Source organism: Listeria monocytogenes ATCC 19117, from assembly GCF_000307025.1.
In the GTDB taxonomy this organism is placed as follows: Bacteria; Bacillota; Bacilli; order Lactobacillales; family Listeriaceae; genus Listeria; species Listeria monocytogenes_B.
Genome location: NC_018584.1, coordinates 539,491 through 557,781, shown reverse-complemented (window position 1 = coordinate 557,781; position 18,291 = coordinate 539,491). Strand labels below are relative to the sequence as shown.

Annotated in this window: 20 protein-coding genes and 1 pseudogene; 3 read left to right on the top strand and 18 right to left on the bottom strand. The window is 38.8% G+C overall.

Features of this window, described 5'->3' with window-relative positions:
* Positions 1 to 98: 98 nt before the first annotated feature.
* The 6 genes from LMOATCC19117_RS02710 to LMOATCC19117_RS02685 all read right to left on the bottom strand — a co-directional run bounded on the left by LMOATCC19117_RS02710 (position 99) and on the right by LMOATCC19117_RS02685 (position 4,074).
* Positions 99 to 749 carry a transaldolase family protein gene (locus LMOATCC19117_RS02710; RefSeq protein WP_003734786.1) on the bottom strand — a complete coding sequence of 217 codons (651 nt, stop codon included), beginning with the start codon at positions 747 to 749 and terminating at the stop codon, positions 99 to 101.
* Between the two features lie 6 nt (positions 750 to 755).
* A complete protein-coding gene (locus tag LMOATCC19117_RS02705) occupies positions 756 to 1,424 on the bottom strand; it encodes a ribulose-phosphate 3-epimerase (RefSeq protein ID WP_014929031.1) in 669 nt (222 codons plus the stop codon).
* On the bottom strand, positions 1,421 to 1,870 hold the full coding sequence (gene rpiB / locus LMOATCC19117_RS02700) for a ribose 5-phosphate isomerase B (protein WP_003725709.1): 450 nt from the start codon (positions 1,868 to 1,870) through the stop codon (positions 1,421 to 1,423). Before rpiB ends, LMOATCC19117_RS02705 begins: the two co-directional genes overlap by 4 nt.
* Positions 1,871 to 2,036: 166 nt before the next feature.
* Complete coding sequence (locus LMOATCC19117_RS02695; RefSeq protein ID WP_003727305.1) at positions 2,037 to 2,261, bottom strand: DUF896 domain-containing protein; 225 nt, start codon at positions 2,259 to 2,261, stop codon at positions 2,037 to 2,039.
* 74 nt (positions 2,262 to 2,335) lie between these two features.
* Entirely contained in the window at positions 2,336 to 3,295 is a 960-nt protein-coding gene (locus LMOATCC19117_RS02690) for a DMT family transporter (RefSeq protein WP_003734784.1), read from the bottom strand.
* Positions 3,296 to 3,480: 185 nt separating this feature from the next.
* Positions 3,481 to 4,074 (bottom strand): SGNH/GDSL hydrolase family protein, encoded by a 594-nt coding sequence (locus LMOATCC19117_RS02685; RefSeq protein WP_003725707.1) that lies wholly within the window; start codon positions 4,072 to 4,074, stop codon positions 3,481 to 3,483.
* Between the two features lie 191 nt (positions 4,075 to 4,265).
* Between LMOATCC19117_RS02685 and LMOATCC19117_RS02680 the strand changes: the two genes are divergently transcribed.
* Both LMOATCC19117_RS02680 and LMOATCC19117_RS02675 read left to right on the top strand, forming a co-directional pair.
* Positions 4,266 to 6,026 (top strand): CocE/NonD family hydrolase, encoded by a 1,761-nt coding sequence (locus LMOATCC19117_RS02680; RefSeq protein ID WP_003734783.1) that lies wholly within the window; start codon positions 4,266 to 4,268, stop codon positions 6,024 to 6,026.
* Between the two features lie 74 nt (positions 6,027 to 6,100).
* Positions 6,101 to 7,009, top strand: coding sequence for a LysR family transcriptional regulator (locus tag LMOATCC19117_RS02675; protein ID WP_003734782.1), 909 nt, complete (start codon positions 6,101 to 6,103; stop codon positions 7,007 to 7,009).
* A gap of 68 nt (positions 7,010 to 7,077) precedes the next feature.
* Here the strand turns inward: LMOATCC19117_RS02675 and aroD are convergent, their stop codons facing one another.
* The 3 genes from aroD to LMOATCC19117_RS02660 form a co-directional block, all read right to left on the bottom strand.
* Positions 7,078 to 7,836, bottom strand: coding sequence for a type I 3-dehydroquinate dehydratase (aroD, locus tag LMOATCC19117_RS02670; RefSeq protein ID WP_003734781.1), 759 nt, complete (start codon positions 7,834 to 7,836; stop codon positions 7,078 to 7,080).
* Positions 7,837 to 7,901: 65 nt separating this feature from the next.
* Positions 7,902 to 8,777: a shikimate dehydrogenase gene (locus tag LMOATCC19117_RS02665; protein WP_003725703.1), complete on the bottom strand. Its 876-nt coding sequence runs from the start codon at positions 8,775 to 8,777 to the stop codon at positions 7,902 to 7,904.
* Positions 8,778 to 8,876: 99 nt separating this feature from the next.
* On the bottom strand, positions 8,877 to 10,871 hold the full coding sequence (locus LMOATCC19117_RS02660) for an NAD(P)/FAD-dependent oxidoreductase (RefSeq protein WP_003725702.1): 1,995 nt from the start codon (positions 10,869 to 10,871) through the stop codon (positions 8,877 to 8,879).
* 197 nt (positions 10,872 to 11,068) lie between these two features.
* Between LMOATCC19117_RS02660 and LMOATCC19117_RS02655 the strand changes: the two genes are divergently transcribed.
* Positions 11,069 to 11,962, top strand: a complete 894-nt coding sequence (locus tag LMOATCC19117_RS02655) for a LysR family transcriptional regulator (RefSeq protein WP_003725701.1) — start codon at positions 11,069 to 11,071, stop codon at positions 11,960 to 11,962.
* 36 nt (positions 11,963 to 11,998) lie between these two features.
* Here LMOATCC19117_RS02655 and LMOATCC19117_RS02650 read toward each other — a convergent pair whose 3' ends face one another.
* The 9 genes and pseudogenes from LMOATCC19117_RS02650 to rlmN all read right to left on the bottom strand — a co-directional run bounded on the left by LMOATCC19117_RS02650 (position 11,999) and on the right by rlmN (position 18,241).
* Complete coding sequence (locus tag LMOATCC19117_RS02650; RefSeq protein ID WP_003725700.1) at positions 11,999 to 12,727, bottom strand: NUDIX domain-containing protein; 729 nt, start codon at positions 12,725 to 12,727, stop codon at positions 11,999 to 12,001.
* Positions 12,728 to 12,818: 91 nt separating this feature from the next.
* The gene (gene rpmF / locus LMOATCC19117_RS02645) at positions 12,819 to 12,989 is read right to left on the bottom strand and encodes a 50S ribosomal protein L32 (protein ID WP_003725699.1); all 171 of its coding nucleotides are present in this window, start codon (positions 12,987 to 12,989) and stop codon (positions 12,819 to 12,821) included.
* A 64-nt stretch (positions 12,990 to 13,053) separates the two neighbouring features.
* A complete protein-coding gene (locus LMOATCC19117_RS02640; RefSeq protein WP_003725728.1) occupies positions 13,054 to 13,629 on the bottom strand; it encodes a nitroreductase family protein in 576 nt (191 codons plus the stop codon).
* Between the two features lie 233 nt (positions 13,630 to 13,862).
* Positions 13,863 to 14,240, bottom strand: a complete 378-nt coding sequence (locus LMOATCC19117_RS02635) for a hypothetical protein (RefSeq protein ID WP_003725698.1) — start codon at positions 14,238 to 14,240, stop codon at positions 13,863 to 13,865.
* A 12-nt stretch (positions 14,241 to 14,252) separates the two neighbouring features.
* A complete protein-coding gene (locus LMOATCC19117_RS02630; protein ID WP_003734779.1) occupies positions 14,253 to 15,554 on the bottom strand; it encodes a T7SS effector LXG polymorphic toxin in 1,302 nt (433 codons plus the stop codon).
* A pseudogene (locus LMOATCC19117_RS02625) lies at positions 15,551 to 15,919 on the bottom strand (DNA double-strand break repair Rad50 ATPase). Before LMOATCC19117_RS02625 ends, LMOATCC19117_RS02630 begins: the two are co-directional and overlap by 4 nt.
* Positions 15,920 to 16,045: 126 nt before the next feature.
* Complete coding sequence (gene isdG / locus LMOATCC19117_RS02620) at positions 16,046 to 16,411, bottom strand: heme oxygenase IsdG (protein WP_003721271.1); 366 nt, start codon at positions 16,409 to 16,411, stop codon at positions 16,046 to 16,048.
* A 157-nt stretch (positions 16,412 to 16,568) separates the two neighbouring features.
* The gene (locus LMOATCC19117_RS02615; RefSeq protein ID WP_003725209.1) at positions 16,569 to 17,048 is read right to left on the bottom strand and encodes a GyrI-like domain-containing protein; all 480 of its coding nucleotides are present in this window, start codon (positions 17,046 to 17,048) and stop codon (positions 16,569 to 16,571) included.
* 89 nt (positions 17,049 to 17,137) lie between these two features.
* Positions 17,138 to 18,241 (bottom strand): 23S rRNA (adenine(2503)-C(2))-methyltransferase RlmN, encoded by a 1,104-nt coding sequence (gene rlmN, locus LMOATCC19117_RS02610; RefSeq protein WP_003725208.1) that lies wholly within the window; start codon positions 18,239 to 18,241, stop codon positions 17,138 to 17,140.
* Positions 18,242 to 18,291: the final 50 nt, after the last annotated feature.

The window sequence follows — 18,291 nt, the reverse complement described above, 5'->3', positions numbered from 1 at the left end:
CCTTTGATAGCCTAATTATAGCATAGGGTTTGGCGCTTAAGAATGCGCTTTCATCACAAGTTTTCTCCACACACTTCCACAACATGAGAAGGAGATTGTTACTTTTCGTACAATGTAGCATCTTTATTAAAGACACGAATTGCTTCTACTGCTAAAACTTTATTGGTCATTTGCAAATAAATTTCATAAGGAATAGTTACCGTATCTGCGCCACTTTCGTAGGCTTGCATTACTTGCCCACTATGTTTAAAGCTCGCTGCCATAATTTGTGTTTTAAGTGCCTTTTTATCAAAAAAGTGACGCATCCCAGCAATTTCTTTAAAAGGATCGATGTTCGCTGCGCTCATCCTATTCACATATGGGGCAACAAAATCTGCACCAGCCAAGGCAGCCGCGATTGCTTGATCAGCCGAATAAATAGCAGTCCCTAAGATTTGAATGGTTTTATCCTCTTTTTTGAGTGTATCGATCACGTTAATACCAGCCTCATGTGCCGGAATCTTAATAGCTATTTTTTCTTTCCCAAACATCGCTAGTAACATGCGCGCATCTGCCAAAATTTCCTCATAGCTAAAACCAACTGTTTGTACAAAAACTTGTTTATCCGTAAGTTCTAAAATACGATTAATCGCTGTTTGTCGATTGCATTTTTCTTTTACTAAAATGGTTGGGTTCGTTGTAATTCCTTTAAAAATGGAGCTGGCTTGAATTTTTTTCACGTCTTCTAAATTAGCTGAATCTAAATGCATTTTCCCTCACCTTTCTTGGATAATTTCTCTGAGTGGCGCCAATTTTTCTGTATAACTACCTGCCTTGTCGTTAAATAATGCGGCTGTTCCAACGACATAGACATCTGCGCCAATTGGTTCAAGCAACCGAACTGTTTCTTCAAAAATATTACCGTCTACTTCAATTAATGGTTTATTGGTGTGACTTTCAAGCTCTCTTTGAAGTTTCTTGATTTTTTCTAGGACATGATGCTGAAATTTTTGTCCGGCGAATCCTGGGTTAACGGTCATCATTAAAACCATATCGACTTTATCTAAAAATGGATAAATCTGTTCAATCTCTGTATCCGGGCTGATGGCGATGGACGGTTTGATTCCTAGCGCACGAATATGCTTTATAGTCGCATCGACATCAGGTGAAGCTTCTATGTGGAAAGACATATAAGCCGGCTTTATCGCCGCATACAAATCCACAAATCTATCAGGGTTCACTGTAGCTAAGTGGATATCTAGTAGCATATCTGTATTGTTTTTTATATCTTGAAGGACATAGGCGCCCATTGCTGCATTTTCTACAAAAACACCATCCATCACATCACAATGGAGCATTTTTACATTTGCTTGTTCGAGTGCGCGAAGTTCGTCAGCGAGATGAAGCGAGTCTGCACACATAATGGAAGCCGCAATCATTTTCATTTATCTTCCTCCGGTTCCTCAAGCTCCGCCAATTTCGCGAGCCTTGTATTATGTCTTCCACCTTCAAATTCTGCCGCAAGCCACGTATCAAGTAAGAGTAACGCCAGACTATCGCCCAGAACACGTTCACCAAGACAAAGAACATTACTATTATTATGTCGCCTCGTCATCATTGCTGAAAAAGCATCTGAAACAACAGCAGCACGAACACCTTTTATTTTGTTGGCTGCCATAGACATTCCAATCCCTGTTCCGCAACAGAGCACACCTAAACTGTTTTCGGTTGCAACAAAGTGTCCTACTTTAGCGGCATACTCTGGAAAATCCACGCTTTCTAATGAATAACAACCAAAATCTTTTACTGTGTAGCCGCTTTCAATTAAATGCGCGCGGATTTTTTCTTTCAACTGAAATCCGCCATGGTCAGCTGCAATTGCAATTTCCATGTTATCCTCTCCTTTATCACCTTGATTGTAGCACCGGCCTTCCTCAAACTGTTAGAACTGTTCGTCACCATTTTTCTCTACTCGAATCCGCAAGATGGTAAATTAGCTCTATCAACAAAAAAAGGCTGAAAAAGCAATGAGCTCTTTCAACCTTCTATGACTTATATCAGCCTCTTAATTCGGCTTGGATTTCTTTTAGTTTTTTAGGAGTTACGTCGTCTCCAAGTGGATCAATGATTGTTACGTGATGTAAGTTGTCTTGAACAGTTCCTCGAATTTTTTTCAAATATTCTTGACGAAGGGCAGCTTGTCTTTCTTTTTCAAAAGCAGTTAATCCTTCACTTTTTTGTTTTGCAGCAAGATCATTAATATTTTTTAATAACAATTTCATGCTATCCCTCCTATCATTATCTAGTTACTTTTAATAAGTAACTAACCAAATTATAATATAAAGGTCAATAAAAGTCAAACTTCTTTTTCGAGCAGCTTTTCAGGATCGCGTACTTTTGTTTTTTTGCGTTCATAAATAAGATCCATTAATGCGCCCGAACCAAGTAGGACGCCAATAATAATAAAACCGAAGCCAACTAGCTGGGGGATTTTAATTGCTTCTCCAAGGAAAAGTAATGCGCCAATTAGTGAAAATAATGGATTGAAATTCATAAAAATAGCCGAGCGTGACGGCCCAATTTTCCCAACCGCATAATTATAAACGAAATTGCCAAATGCCGTTGCAACTACAGCTGAAACAACAAACAAGAGCCACAGTTTCCATGAATGAACCGCCACTAATTCTGACATGCCATCCGGCTCCATGAAGCGACTTAAACCAAACAACATAACCGAACCAAGAAATAGCATATATCCAGTCATCAGCCCCGTGTCCATTGATCCAGCGAGCTTTTTAATAATAATAAAACTAAATGCCTGAGAAGCCATCGCGATAAAGATGTCGATATCTCCCAGTGAAATCCCGCTTATCCCCGTCCCATTAGAAAGAACAACCAAACTCACGCCAAAAATCCCTGCTAAAAAGCCGAGCGCACGCCAAGCTCCAATTCGTTCACGGAGAAAAACCACAGAAAAAATCGCCACCACAATCGGCGCAGAACCAAGAATAAGCCCAGCATTCGTCCCAGTCGTCAGCTTCAACCCGTTCGACAAGAAAAAATGATGAATAACAATATTAAAAATACTCGCGAGTAAAATTAAACCAAATTCCCATTTTGTAGGCAGACGTAATTTTTTTGTGATAAATAAAATAATAATAACGGTTATAGCTGCGGTGAAAATTCGAAAAGATGTCATCGTAACAGTCGGAAAATAGCTAACTAATACTTTCGTCATCGTGACATTAAAACCCCAACTCGCCATCACTGCAATTAATAAAAAATAAAGTCCTATCGGTGCTTTCTCTTTCTGCAAAACAAACACTCCTTTTTTATAGAAAAATGCCCCTTAAATTACTTTAAGGGGCATTTCATAGCGTCATCTTCCGCAGCCTTCCACAAAGCTATAACGCGGAAAATGGGGCAGTGATACTTAAGTCACTGCTTGTAGGCTCATCGCATAGACCCAACTATAGCATGGATAATTTTTTCTGTAAAGCGTTACTTTGTAAATTCTAACCAAGTAGAGGCAATTGCTTCATGTCCTGCTTTGGTCGGGTGCACCCCGTCCTCAGCTAAAAAGGTCGGCCCATGTTTGATAGCGAGGGCGTTCATTAGCCCATCAAGCGGAATAAGCGTTGCACCAAATTCTGCCGCAAGTTCGCGCACAGCTCCAATTTTTGGATCCAAATCACCACGCCACTCTTTCCGATCTTCCGGATATGGTAATACAAACGGCTCCATCAAAATGAGTTCCGCATTTGTTTCTGTTTTAATCCGATTCAAAATCACACGATACACTTCTTTAAACGCCGTCACCGAAGTATCTTCCCATCTGCTAAAACTAAACCACGTATCATTTATCCCAATCATAATCGTAACTACATCTGGTTGAAGTGAAATTGCATCCGCCTCAATACGACGATGCAAATCCGCCACACGGTTCGCACTAACGCCACGATTTATAACCGTTACATCTTCTTGCTCAAGCTGGTCTGCAATTATTTTCACATAACCATGTCCTAATTCGCGGTCATTTTCAAAATCTCGCCCCGCATCTGTCACACTATCACCTAAAAAAAGCAACTTCTTCATTTAGTTCCGTCTCCTTTAAAATTCCTGATGCCTTATTATAACAAAAAAACTTCAATTTAGTTGTATTCATTTTTTGCATAGCTTATTTTTTTAGGAGAGATTATCCAAAATTACAATTGTACAGACCTCGCGATACTACCTATACTTAAAAGTGTTAAAACTTATTAAAAAAATAATCGGAGGTAATTTATATGACTGCAAAAATAACAGAAAAAATGCTTTTCAGCCCTTCTTTTGAATACGTGGATAATGGCATCGAGCATGGAGTGCTAAGTCCATTCGAAACAAAAGAAATCATTTTAGAAAAAGGACAACAAATTGCTGAAGGTTTCAAACCACTGGATTGTTCCATTAAAATGTTAAAAGATGTACCAGTTAAGATGCGTGACGGTATAACCATTTATACCGATATTTATTTACCATTAACAGAAGAAAAAGTTCCTACTCTTATCGCCTGGAGCCCTTATGGAAAAAGTGCTGGAACAGCTCCTCGATACAAAAATCTATTTAATATGCTAGGAATGGGGAATGCCTGGAATTCTGGCCTTACTAAATTTGAAGCACCTGATCCAGCATACTGGTGCGCACATGGATACGCTGTCTGTAATCCTGACATGCGTGGCATTGCTCATAGTGAGGGTAATACTACAATGATTGGCTCTCAAGAAGCTGAAGATGGCTATGATTTAATTGAATGGTTAGCTAAGCAATCTTGGAGTAATGGAAAAACAGCTCTAACAGGAACATCTTATTTAGCCTTTTCCCAGTGGTATATTGCAGCTGAGCAGCCCCCTCACCTAACATGTATCAATCCTACTGAAGGATTAGCAGATGGTTATCGTGACTTAGCTTTTATTGGAGGCATTCCAGATCCTAATTTTATTGAGCGTTTGCAAATCAACCATGTCAGTGCTAAAAATTCGCAAAGAGAAGATTTAACAAAGGAAATGGAAGCATATCCTTTAGCTGATAGTGCTATTTGGAAAGACAAAGTTGCAGATCCAAGTAAAATTACAATACCAGCTTTTGTTATTGCAAGTTATTCTAATACGCTTCACACAATGGGTACATTTCGTTCTTGGCGTTCACTTGGTTCTAAAGAAAAATGGCTTCGTATTCATGATCGCCAAGAATGGCCATATTACTATGACGAAAATAACGTAGAAGAATTGCGACGCTTTTTTGATTATTATTTACTTGGCAAGGAAAATAATTGGACAGATACACCAACTGTGCGCTATGCATTAATTGACTTTCAAGGTGGCAATCAAACTGACTTACCATCCGAAGTTTTTCCACCTACCAATAGTGAAAACAAACGTTATTATATGAATGGCCTATTACGTACTTTACAAGAAACACCTACTTCAGATGATTTTAAAGTATCCTATACTACTGAAAACTTGCCAGGGAGAGCATCGTTCCAAATGACGTTTGACAAAGAAACGCATTTTGTTGGTTATCCAAAAGCAAAATTATTTATGGAAGTAGATGGTTACGATGACTTGGATGTTTTTGTTTGGCTTCAAAAGCTAGATAAATTCGGCAACGTACTAAGTGAATTTGTCGTACCAAATCACGGGGCCGCACTTCAGGATTTCACACAAGAAGGGGCATCTGCTTTACGCTATAAAGGCGCTTGGGGAAGACTTCGCGCATCCATGCGACAACTAGATTCTCAAGTTTCAACAGATGAAATTCCTGCTTATAGCTTTGACAAAGTAGAAAAACTCTCTTCCGGAGAAATTGTAGAACTAGACATTATTTTGAGTCCCATTGGTCTAACTTATAAAGCAGGTGAAACACTCAGAGTAGTCGTGAGTAGCAAAGATGAACTTGGCTCAGTAATGCCAGGAACGCCCGGATGCACACCTAATAATAAAGGTATGCATATCCTTCATACGAGTAAAGAGCACCCATCCTATATTCAGCTACCAATAATCAACAAATAGAAAAGCTTGTCAATGGAGTCTAATAACTTTATACTAAAGCTACTATTTACAATCTTTCATTGAATGGAGCAATTATGAAGTTATCCAATTTGAAATACTTTGTTGATGTGGCTATGGAAGGAAGTTTTACCCGAGCATCTGAAAAATTATTTATTTCACAGCCTACCCTTAGTAGACGAATAAAAGAATTAGAAACAGAATTAGGTGTAGAACTGTTTATTAGGAATCGTCATTCGCTGGAGTTATCAAGTGCAGGTCAACAATTTTTAATAGAAGTAAATGATATTTTAAATCGAGTCAACAAGCTATCCCATATGTTTGATAATCAAAAAACAGCAGATGAAGCTGGACAATTATTAAAGATGGGTTATCTCTCGAATTTCAATATGAACGCAATGTATGAGCTGCTCGAATCATTCAAGCAAAGTCATCCACATGTTCAATTCTCATTAAAACCGGATACACCAATGAATTTAGCTGAAGGTCTTTCTAATGGGCAATATGATTTAGTTTTTAATTTATCCGCTTATTTCCAGCCGAATATGTCTATAGAAGAAGTATTATTTATAAAAAATCATTTGCAAATTGCTATACCCGCGGACCATCGATTCCGGAAAAAGAAAAAAGTATATTTTAATGATTTGAAGCAAGAAATAGTTATTTTGCTCGAAAGAAAACAGTCTCCCATCATTGTAGACTATGTTGTTAGTCAATGTACTAAACATGGTTTTAATTTAAAAGCGAATTCGTATGTAAAAGATCTGGATGAAGGACTAGCAATGACATCTGTTGGAGAAGGATTAGCCTTTTTGTATTCCGGCATGAATGATGGAACATTAGAAGATAAGTACAATATTAAAATTATGGATATTCAAGAAGAACGGAATGACCAAAATATTGTCGCAGCCATTAATAAACAGAGCGAAATTACACTGCTTCAAGAATTATTTTCGTTTATAAAAAGCAGTCTATTAACAAAATAATTCATTCTGGATAAAAAAAGTAGCAAGTTTCTTTTCATCAAAGAAACTTGCTACTTTTTTAGTATTTATTAAAATTGTTTGTGCAGTAAATCAAGAACGTGACGTAACTCATTAACATCAATTTGCCCAGGAGCCGATGCTTTTTTCGCAGCGCCAAATGTCATTGCGGAGCCAAATACTTCGCCAGCAAGACGGCTGATGACACCAGTTCCCGCCATCGACATCGTAATGATTGGTTGATTAGCTTTTTCAGATACAGTATTCGTTGCATCTAGTAAAGTTAGTACGTCTCCAGCAGATTTTGGCATGACGGCGATTTTCGGAAGGTCCGCGCCAAGTGCTTCCATGCGAGTTAAGCGAGAAACGATTTCTTCCTTCGCAGGTGTTTTATCAAAATCATGATTCGACATAACTACTTTTACATTGTTTTTGTGGGCTGTTTCGATTAAACGTAAAACATCCGTTTCTTCATTGAAAAGTTCCACGTCAACTAAATCAATTTTGCCAGTGCTAGCTAGTGTTTCATTTAATTCAAAATAAAATTCGTCACCGACAGCTAACTCGCCGCCCTCTTTTGCACTGCGGAAAGTGAATAAAATCGGTGTTTCTGGTAAAATTGTGCGAATTTCATCTAGCGCAGCTTCCACTTTAGCTAAATCTTTGACGTCTTCAAAAAAGTCAATGCGCCATTCGACAACGTCCAAATCGATTGTTTGTAACATTTCTGCTTCTTCTTTAAGCGCAGCAACCGTTTTACCGACCATTGGTACACAAATTTTTGGCGCACCTTCACCAAACGTAACATTCTTTACGACTACTTTATTCATGTATAATTCTCCTCATTCGATATTATGTCTTAAGATTAGCGATAACCTTGTTCTTTTGCAAGTTTTTAAAATAGGATTTCTTTAATGTAATCAACTGGCATTTCTTTGTGTGTCCAAATTTCGAAAGCTTTCGCACCTTGCCAAAGCATCATGCCTAAGCCGTTAAGTGTTTGACAGCCTTGTTCTTCAGCGATTTCAAGCAATCTAGTTTTAGTTGGTTTGTAGACAACATCCGAAACGATTAATTCTGGACGAAGCATATCGGCACTTGGTAAAAGCGTTTCGCCTTCGAAAGGTTTCATCCCAACGCCAGTCGCGTTCGTGAAAATAACACTTTCTGCGATTTCTTTACGTAATTGTTCGTGGTCTTCGATATCAAATAATTGTGCTTTACAATCTGTTTTCGAATTGATTTTTTCTACTGTTTTTTCTGCATTCGCGTAAAAATCGTCTTTTCTGTTGAAAATAGAAATTTCTTTTACGCCGTCAAGAGCAGCTTGGATACAAATAGCTGTTGCCGCACCACCAGCGCCGCAAATCGTCATTTTTTTGCCGATAATATCATGTCCAGCTTCTTTTAATGCACGCATATAACCAGTGCCGTCTGTAATGTGTCCAGTTAACACGCCGTCATCATTAACAACTGTATTTACTGCCCCTACAAGTTCAGCTGCTGGAGAAAGTTTATCTAAATATTTATGGATATTTGTTTTATTTGGCATGGAAACGTTCCAGCCGCGTAAGTTCATTGCGCGGAATCCTTGTACAACATCTTTCAGTTCTTTGTCTCCAACTTCAAAAGCAAGGTATACATAATCAAGCCCGAGTTTTGCAAAAGCTTCATTATGCATTGTTGGTGATAAACTGTGTCTGATTGGAGTGGCGATTAAACCGATTAATTCTGTGTGTCCTGTAATTCTTTCTGTGATTTTGTTTGTCATAATAACATCGTTCCTTTCCAAATTAAGGTTTATTTGTGAAAATGTGAACTTATATAAAGAGCGAATGTGGCAAGACGGACTCCGCCTTGCCAGTTCGGATTACAAAGAGCCAATTTTTTCTAATGTAGTTAAAATATTTCTTCCTTCGCGAACGCCTTCCAAGATTTTTCTTGTCGCAGCGCTGTCGCCAATATTTACGATTTCAATTTGTTTTTCTTTTCCGTATGCCGCAAGTTCTTCCATAAGTGGGCGTTCTGGTCGCATTCCTAGGCAGACAAAGCCGTAATCAAATGGAATCTCGGCGTCTACTCCGTCGTGCTTCACTTTGAAATGATCCGCTGCTACTTCGGTTAATGCAGTTTCTGTTTGCACATCAACATTATTCTTCTCGATAATGTCCATCATCGAAAGACGTGTAATCATATCTAAGTCTTTTCCAAGAAGTGGCATCATTTCTACAATTGTAACATCCGAGCCGCGTTCTGAGAAGTACTCGACCACATCAAGTCCAACTGCACCACCGCCGATAACTGCAACTTTTTTGTTACTAAATTCGGTAAAGTCATCGATATTTGAAATAAGTCCAAAAATCGAATGAACCTTACTGCCTTCTTTGTCAATCACGTCATGCAAACCTTTAATCGGTGGAAGTAATGGTTTGGATCCTGTGGCATTGACTACCACATCAGGATTAAATGTATCAATAAGCGCAGTATCAGCTTTAGTGCCTGTAATAACTTTTAAATTGGTTAATTTTTCTGCTCGGTTCGCTAAATAATTAGGGAAATCGGCAATTCTACTTTTGTCTGGAAGGTTGGCAATGGCACGCGCCAAGCCACCAGTTTGTTCACTCGCTTCAATTAGCGTTGTGTTACAGCCAACTTCGGCCGCCGTACAAGCTGCTTCAAGCCCTGCTGTTCCGCCGCCAATTACGACAACATTGGTCGGACGAGTCACTTTTGTTTCTTTGTATTTATCTTCATGAATAATATCAGGATTCACCGTACAACGGATTGGCTTCGACTTGGAAATTCGGTGATCCGCGCAACCGATATTACAAGAAATACATTTTCGAAGCATGTCTTCTTGGCCAGTTGCCACTTTGTTCACCCAGTTAGGCTCAGCGATTAAGCCACGTCCCATCGCAAGCAAGTCCGCATATCCTTCTGACAAAATTTTCTCTGCCGCTTTTGGACTGCGAATGTTACCGGAAGTAATCGTTGGTTTGTTAAATTTATCTTTCACCGCTTTTGCAAGGTAGCTTCTCCAGCCATCTTCCAAGTTCATTTGGTCAATTTGCAAGTATAGGTTGTCATTTATTGCCGCTGATACATTCAAAATATCCGCTTCTTCTTGGCAATAATCTAGCAGTTCCAAAATATCTTCTAAGTGGTTGCCGCCTTCTGTAAATTCATCTGCACTAAAACGAAGTACGATTGGGAAAAATGGACCAACTTCCGCGCGGACTTTTTCCAAAATTAGTTTGACGATACGGGCGCGATTTTCAGGCGAGCCACCAAATTCATCCGTACGTTTGTTATAAAGTGGCGATAAGAATTGGCATAGTAAGTACGAGTGTCCGCCGTGGATTTCGACTGCATCAAACCCAGCTTGTTGGGCACGTCTAGCTGCATCACCATATTTATTGACGATTTCATAAATTTCTTCTACCGTAAGCGGGCGCGGTACAGTACCACCTTTTTTAGATGGAATATCTGACGCGGAAACTGGTTGAAGTCCATTCAAACGTGCTGGATAAGCTGATGCACCAGCGTGGTTGATTTGGATGGATACACAAGTTCCATGTTTATGAAGACGTTCTGTTAATTTGTAAAATCCAGGGATGTATTGGTCATTATCGATTCGAAGTTGCGTTGTTCCGTTTGTCCCATAAGGAAAATCTACACAAGCGTTTTCAATAGTGATTAGACCTGTTCCACCTTTTGCGCGTTGTTCGTAGTAATTCATATGTTCTTCTAAAAATTCGCCATTTAATCCAGCTAGGTTTGTCCCCATTGGTGGCATTATCACACGGTTTTTAATGGTCATTCTTTTTACAGTTAATGGTTCAAAAATACTCGGATAATCTGTCATAATAAGCCTCCTGCGACTATAATCTCAGCAAATGATTTGTTACATTATTCACGTTCAATAATGCACAATCTTATTTCTCTTTCATTATAAGTCAGGAATAATTATTAATCTAATGTATATTTTTCGATTTATCCATAGATTTTTTCTATACAATCGCTTACAATAGAGTTATCAAGGCATTCCGAGGAGGTAGTTTCATGAATTTGCGTCAATTATACTATTTTAAAAAACTAGCTGAAAAAGAGCATTACACGATCGCAGCCGCCGAACTCTCCATTACCCAGCCTAGCTTAAGCCATTCTATCGCAGAACTTGAGCGAGAACTTGGTGTCTATTTATTTGAAAAACAAGGCCGCAATATTCGTTTAACTAAATACGGTCGCTTTTATTTAACTTATGTGGAAAAATCCCTCGCCGAACTAGAAAAAGGTGAAAAACTTTTACACGAATTAACGAGCCCATCGCACGGAAATATTGATTTAGGGTTTATTTACACCATGGGCGCCCATACGGTTCCAGAGCTCGTCCAGAATTTCACCAAAGTCGAAAGCCATAAAGACATCACATTTTCCTTTTTCCAAGGTGCCACTAAATCAATTATCCCTGATTTAAAAAATGAAAAATTCGACCTAGCGATTTGCTCCTACGTCGAAAATGAACCTGATATTGAGTTTTTACCATTAACAAAACAAGAGTTAGTTGTTGTCGTTGCCGAAAACCACCCACTTGCCAAACATGATTCGATTGATTTAAAAGACACCGCAGATTATTCGTATATTTTCTTTTCTGACACCAGTGGGCTGAGACCGCTTATTGATTCTCTTTTTGCGGAAATAAATATTCAACCTAAAATCGGCTGTTATGTAGAGGAGGATACCGCAATGGTTGGGCTTGTGAGTGTTGATTACGGTATTTCTATCATGCCAAAAATCTCCTCATTAGCACACTACAATGTCAAAGTATTATCCATCAACGAACCAAAACACGATCGTTTTATCTATCTAGCAAGTTTGAAAAACCACTACATTTCGCCTGCTTCCAAGGCTTTTAAAGATTTCGCATTACGTTATGGTAAAAAGCATTTCCTATAAAAAAAGGAGCCAACCAAATCGGTGGCTCCTTTTCTATTAAAAATAAATACTTCCTGCTTCAGCATCCGCATTAAATCGGTATAACTCACCAACTTTTTCTAAATACGGTAAATACTCGATATTCTCCATAAATTCTACTTCATCCGGCAAAATACCTGGCTTCGTGCAACCATCTAACGTTTGGTAAAGTAGTTCGGCTGAGAAAGTTTCTGGCAAGAAATCACGAATTGCTGTTGTCAGTAAAAACTCTTCCGTAATCGCACTATACGCTTTTTTAAGCATATCTAAATGGTCAAAAGCAAGTGGCAGTTCCAAAGCTTCTGTCATTGAGAAAAGGCCGATATCCGCCGCGTCATCCCCAGCCGCGCGTTTCTCTAAAGCTTCTGGTGGCACAATCGCATAAAATGCCCGCGAAATAATCCAACCGCGCGGATCACGACCCGGTTTATCAAATACCCCAAACGGAATCAACGGAATACCAGTCAAACTTGTTTCTTCTTCTAGTTCACGCGCGGCAGCTTGGTCCGCAGATTCATTTTCATCGACAAATCCGCCCGGAACCGCCCATTTTCCGCCTTCCATATTTGGTTTTCCTTCTGCGTTTGTAAGGCTTCGTTTAATTAATAAAATATGTAATGTTGGTTTCCCGTTCAACTCTTTTACTGTAGTTAAAATCATATCGCTCGTATAGCCATCTGGTGTACGAAACTCTTTTGCATTATAATTTTTCAGCGCATCTTCTTTGTTCACAAATTCTTCTGTCATGTCAAAATCAGACTCCTTTTTGTGTATTTAGCTCTTTCCATTATAGTATCACAAAAAAAAGAATTTGTTCCAATCACTGGAACAAATCCTCTTATTTTTCGAGAATTGTGCGACCTTTATAAGTGCCGTCTGGTGAGATGCGGTGTGACATACGGTATTCGCCTGTTTCACTATCGCGACTCAAACCTGGTGTTGTTAAGCCTTTATGCGTACGGCGCTTGTTTTTCTTCGCTTTGGACGTACGTCTAGCTGGAACTGCCATATTGCTCGCCTCCTTATTTCTTACACTTGTATCATTGTAACGCTAATCACACGAAACATCAATCTTACAAATCGGCTAAATTCTTCACCCATTCATTCAAAGGACGACGCGGTTTTGCTTCTGGCACTTCCGCTAAGCTAGTTAAATGCAAGGTTCCAACAATTTTTTGCTCAGAAGGGATACCTAAATCTTCCGCAAACTTCGCATCAAAAATAAATCTATTCGACCGCCAAATCATCCCAATTCCCGCTTCCCAGCCAAGTAATTGGATATTTTGGATAAATGCACTAGTTGCCCCGATTGATTCGAAATCCTTTTTCCCGTGACCGATAATATTCGTCGTCACAATGAGTAAGTATGGCGGCGTAATAATTTTCTTCGCATAGCCTGCTTTTAAATCCGCAATCTCTGCTTCAGAAAAACTAACCCCTTGTTCGCGCTCATTAAATTCGATGATTTTCTCGATGTATCGCTCTTTTTCAGCAAGTGTATGCAGCACGTATACATTCCACGGCTCTACTTTGCTATGAAAAGGCGCATAGGCAGCTTGCTCTAAAATGGTGTTCACCGTTTCTCTTGAAATTGGCGCGTCGTTCGCTTTCTTAATGCTACGACGTTCCTTAATTGTTTTTTCAATCATGTTTAATTCCCCCTTAAATGATAAACGTTATCATTTAGAGAATTATAGCATGATTGGTTTGTGGGTTGCTAGTAAAGGGGCTTTTGGGGTTTAGCATATGTGTTTATTTTGTTCAGATGATTCTCTATAGACCAAAACCTGTTTTCTAATTCTATGGCTGATTCATAATATGTTTTTTCAAATAAAACCATTTATTTCCCGCTTTCTATCTCACCATATTTCTTAGAAAATAACTATAATTCAATATGATAGTGAGAACATAATATCCAACCGTTTAACCCATATGAAGCTTGTAACTCATAATAATTTAATTTTTTCTCGTTTAAATAATTTAGTAGTTCGTCCTCACTTTCATAATCTAGTGGCCAAAAATAGTTTTTGCCTTCAGAAAGTAAAATTGACTTCTCACTTATAAAGCTGCTAACCTCTCCTTTTACTATGTCTAAAATGATACTATTAGACATTTGGTGTTCAAAGCAGAAAGTTAAAAGCCCCTCAAATATGACTTTATATTTTCTGTTTTCTTCATCCTTAACAAACATGATTAATTGAGAATTCTCAAAATCTGCATGATAAGACAATATTTCGCTATCATGAACTGTATTTTTCATAATTAACACTCCTTATTTAGATGGCTTTCTTGGCGGTTTTCTATCCCAATCCCACTCATGTCTATGTGGAAATTCGTGAGTTCCGTCGTCTGAATGGTTAAAATCTATATCTTCTTTAGCTCTGCCCTTTTCATCATAATATCTTCTTTGTTTTACACTTCCATCAGGATTTAACAAATCAGCCGAGGAACTGGGCATAGCTTTTCCCGGAAGACTTTGTTTGTTTTCCACGATGATGTGTTTAGGCATTTTACTACCTTTTTTAACAATTTCTTCATAGTCAATTCTGCTAGTTTTCTTAATCCTTTCTATAACCGTTTTATCAGCTTGTCTCAATTTTATCAATGTATTTTTCGATATTGTCAGTTTCTTCCCTTGATACCCTTTCGTCGTGTAGCCAAAAACAAGTGAGGTTAAAATCCCAAAACTTTGAGCTTTGCTTATTTCTTGACCAGTTATCGGATCTTTATTTTGCTTCAGTGATTCTAGTGTGGCTTTTAACAACTCGCCTTCTTCCGTGGCTTGGTTACTTTCTTTTGGTAGCTCACCGTTAAAACTGGCTGTATTATAAGCCTCCGTTGCTTTAATATCCACTTTCCCATCTTTTGAAAGAATCCACATAACGCCTTGTTTTACTTTGCTATAACTCGCAAAATTATAGACTGTCGTATCAGTGGCACTCGCTTTTCCTAGCGTTTTTCGCATTCGGTTCACAGTGGCAAAATTTAATTTACTTAAATCATAGCTGCCCGTTTGACTATTAAACTGGATATTTGATTGTAACTCTCGAACAGTTTGCTGGATACCTTGCACTAAATCCGTCAAATGGTCGAAAAAAGCCCCATGACTTTGTTCAAAAGCCAGATATTTCTCTAAAATATTTTCTTGCTTATATGCGGTTGCTAACTGGGAACGATAGGTTTGCATTTGGCCTTCTGTACTGCTGTTCATTCGTTGGTACAGTGCTTCTTTTTTGCTTTCAATGCGGTCAATCATTTGGCCGAGTTCATATAAACCATCTGCATCAATTTTAGCATTAGGAGAAAGGTCTACTTGGTCGTGAAAGTCTTGGATATACCGCTTCAACCTTTCCTCACTCTCATTCATTGCCTCGATTATCGTGTCGCAGAGTGGAATGTATGTCATTTGAAAGTAATTTTTGGACGCTTCCACGGCCTTCCCTTTTAAACTACCATCTTCTACGTAGTTTGTCACGGTGGTTTTGACGCCTTGGATGATTTTTCTTCCTGTTTGGTTGGCTGCGCGTAGTTGGAATGCAAAATCTTGTATTTCTCCGATGTCGATTCGGCTCACTGGAACAACTCCTTTTGTATATCTTGTTGTTTACTTTCCAATTGGTAGATGTTTTTTTGGTATGTATTTATTTTTTCTTGGCGTTTTTCTTCCTCAGCTTGAAAGGTTTGGCACCATTTATTTTTCTCGTCTGCTTGGAGGTCTTCTAAATAGTAGCCGAAATTGCGAGCTTGATCGCCTTGCCAGACTTCTCTCATCAACTCCAAAGACTCGCGTTCTTCGTAACAAATCCGCTCAAAATCTTCTTCTAGCCAAATTCGCTCATTTTGTTCATGTTTGAGCATATCTAAGGATTATTCCGCATCTTTTTGTTGTTTTTGGAGGGTTTGTAGTTGTTGTTTCAATTTCTCGTTGTTTGAATCCACTTAAATCCATCCCTGCTTTTTTATTCTTAATATACCGCATAAGATATAAAAATTCAATAATTATCTGAAAATTCGAGCGCGCAAAAAAACAAGCCATCTACCTCGAAACGGCTTGTTCATTCACTCTTATTTTTCAACAATCACAGGGTTTTGCACGTGAACCACTTCAAAACGAGCGATTGCATTTCCTACGATGCCTTTGCGGTCTTCTCTTTGTTCTCTAGTGTCTTTTGTTCTGCCGTGTGCTTTTTTGAAGGAATCGCTTTTCACCCAATTGCGTTGGGCTTCTTCGCTTTCCCATTTGCTTGTTACGACTACTTCTTCATAGTCTTTGTCTTCTGGTTTGCTGTGCCATAGTTCGAAGCCTAGGAAACCTTCTACTTCTGCGATATCTTTTGTTGGATGTCCGTCGCCATTTGCGCCTGTGAACTGACGGATAACGTGCTCTGCTGCGCCTTTTTCTACCTTAATCGTATTAGTTACAATAATCATTCTTAAATCCCCCTTGGATAATTGTATTGTATGTATAATAGGCTAGTTCCTTCCATTATATTGATAATGATTCTCAATGTCAATTTTAGGGAATGGGCTTGGAGTGGGATTTAAAAAGAACAAATTTCACAATCAATGAAATTTGTTCTTTAGTTTGCTATTCTTTTTCAACCACCGGAATCCAAACTTCCGAATAATAATCAGCGGCAGTTGTGTCACCTTCTGTGTAGACTTCTAGTTCTGGAGCGTTTCCGTGCGCGTAGTTGCTTGTTTGGAACCATTCGCCGTAAATGTATTCCCACACTTTTTGGATTGCGCTTGGTAGTGGGCCGACTGATTTGAAGATGGCCCATTTACTTGCTGGGATGATTAGTTTTTCCATGTCTGCTGGTGGAGTGAGTTCGGATTCAATCGCGATATAATAGTCCATTTTGTCGCCGTTCATTTTACAAACGCCTAAAATACCATCAATTGTTGCAAATTCAGCTAATTCGTTGATTCGTTCGGCATCACCATTTGTGTTTGCTTCTTGCCAAAATTGGCTGATTTTTTCTTTTTGCGCATCGTTTTCAACCGAAAAAGTTCGTTTTTTCCCCACAGCTGTAAAAGCATTTCGTTCGACAATTTCTACTTCCATGATTTTTGTCCTCCTTCAATTGCTTTCGGTACTTTAAGTATAAACAAAAACTATCCAATCTCCAAATGGAAACCAGATAGTTTGAATTATTATTCTTCCGCTGCTGCTTGTTTTTGTTTCATCCGTTCGCGCACGCCAACTCGTTTGATTTGTTTACTACGAAGTTGCCCACACGCAGCATCAATATCTGTCCCGTGTTCGCGGCGAATAACACAATTAATACCATTTTTCTTCAATGTATCATAGAAAGCGAGTACGTCTTCTTTTGTGCTACGTTCATAATCGATATGCTCATCCACCGGGTTGTAAGGAATCAAGTTAACATAAGCTAAATGGCGATGTTCTCCGAGAAGTGCCGCCAGTTCGAGCGCTTCTTTTTTGTGGTCGTTTACACCTTTTAGCATAATGTATTCAAATGTGATTCGGCGGTTAGTTTTGTTAACGTAATAATGGATTGCTTCCATCAATTTCTCAATTGAATAGGTCTTGTTAATACGCATAATACTCGTCCGCAGTTCATTGTTCGGCGCATGGAGGGAAATCGCTAAGTTAACTTGGAAATCCTCATTGGCAAAATCAATAATGCGCGGTGCAAGACCACTTGTCGAAACAGTGATATGGCGCGCGCCGATTGCGAGGCCTTTGTCATGATTAATCACACGCAAGAAATCCATCACATTATCGTAATTATCAAACGGTTCCCCGATTCCCATTACAACCACGTGACTCACGCGTTCTTCCAAATTACGTCCATCCAAATAATGCTGCACATTCATAATTTGTTCCACAATTTCGCCAGCGGTTAAGTCGCGACTTTTTTTCAAAAGCCCACTCGCACAAAAAGTACAGCCGATATTACAGCCAACTTGGGTCGTTACACAAACCGACAAGCCATATTCTTGCTTCATCATCACGGTTTCAATTAAGTTCCCGTCACTCAGCTTAAATAAATATTTCGTCGTGCCGTCTGTCGATTCTTGTACCACTTGTTCTTCTAAAGTGTTCATCACAAAATTCGCTGTTAAAAGTTCAATTGTTTCTTTTGGAACGTTACTCATTTCTTCAAAAGTTTTGACACGTTTTCTATAAAGCCAGTCCCACACTTGTGTTGCGCGGAATTTCTTTTGACCGTGTGCTTCTAGCCATTCTGTTAATTTTGTCCATGTTAATCCATAAATGGAGCTTTTTTCCATTGTTCAGCCTCTTTTCAGGTCTTGTTTTCGTCTATAAAGATTATAGCTGT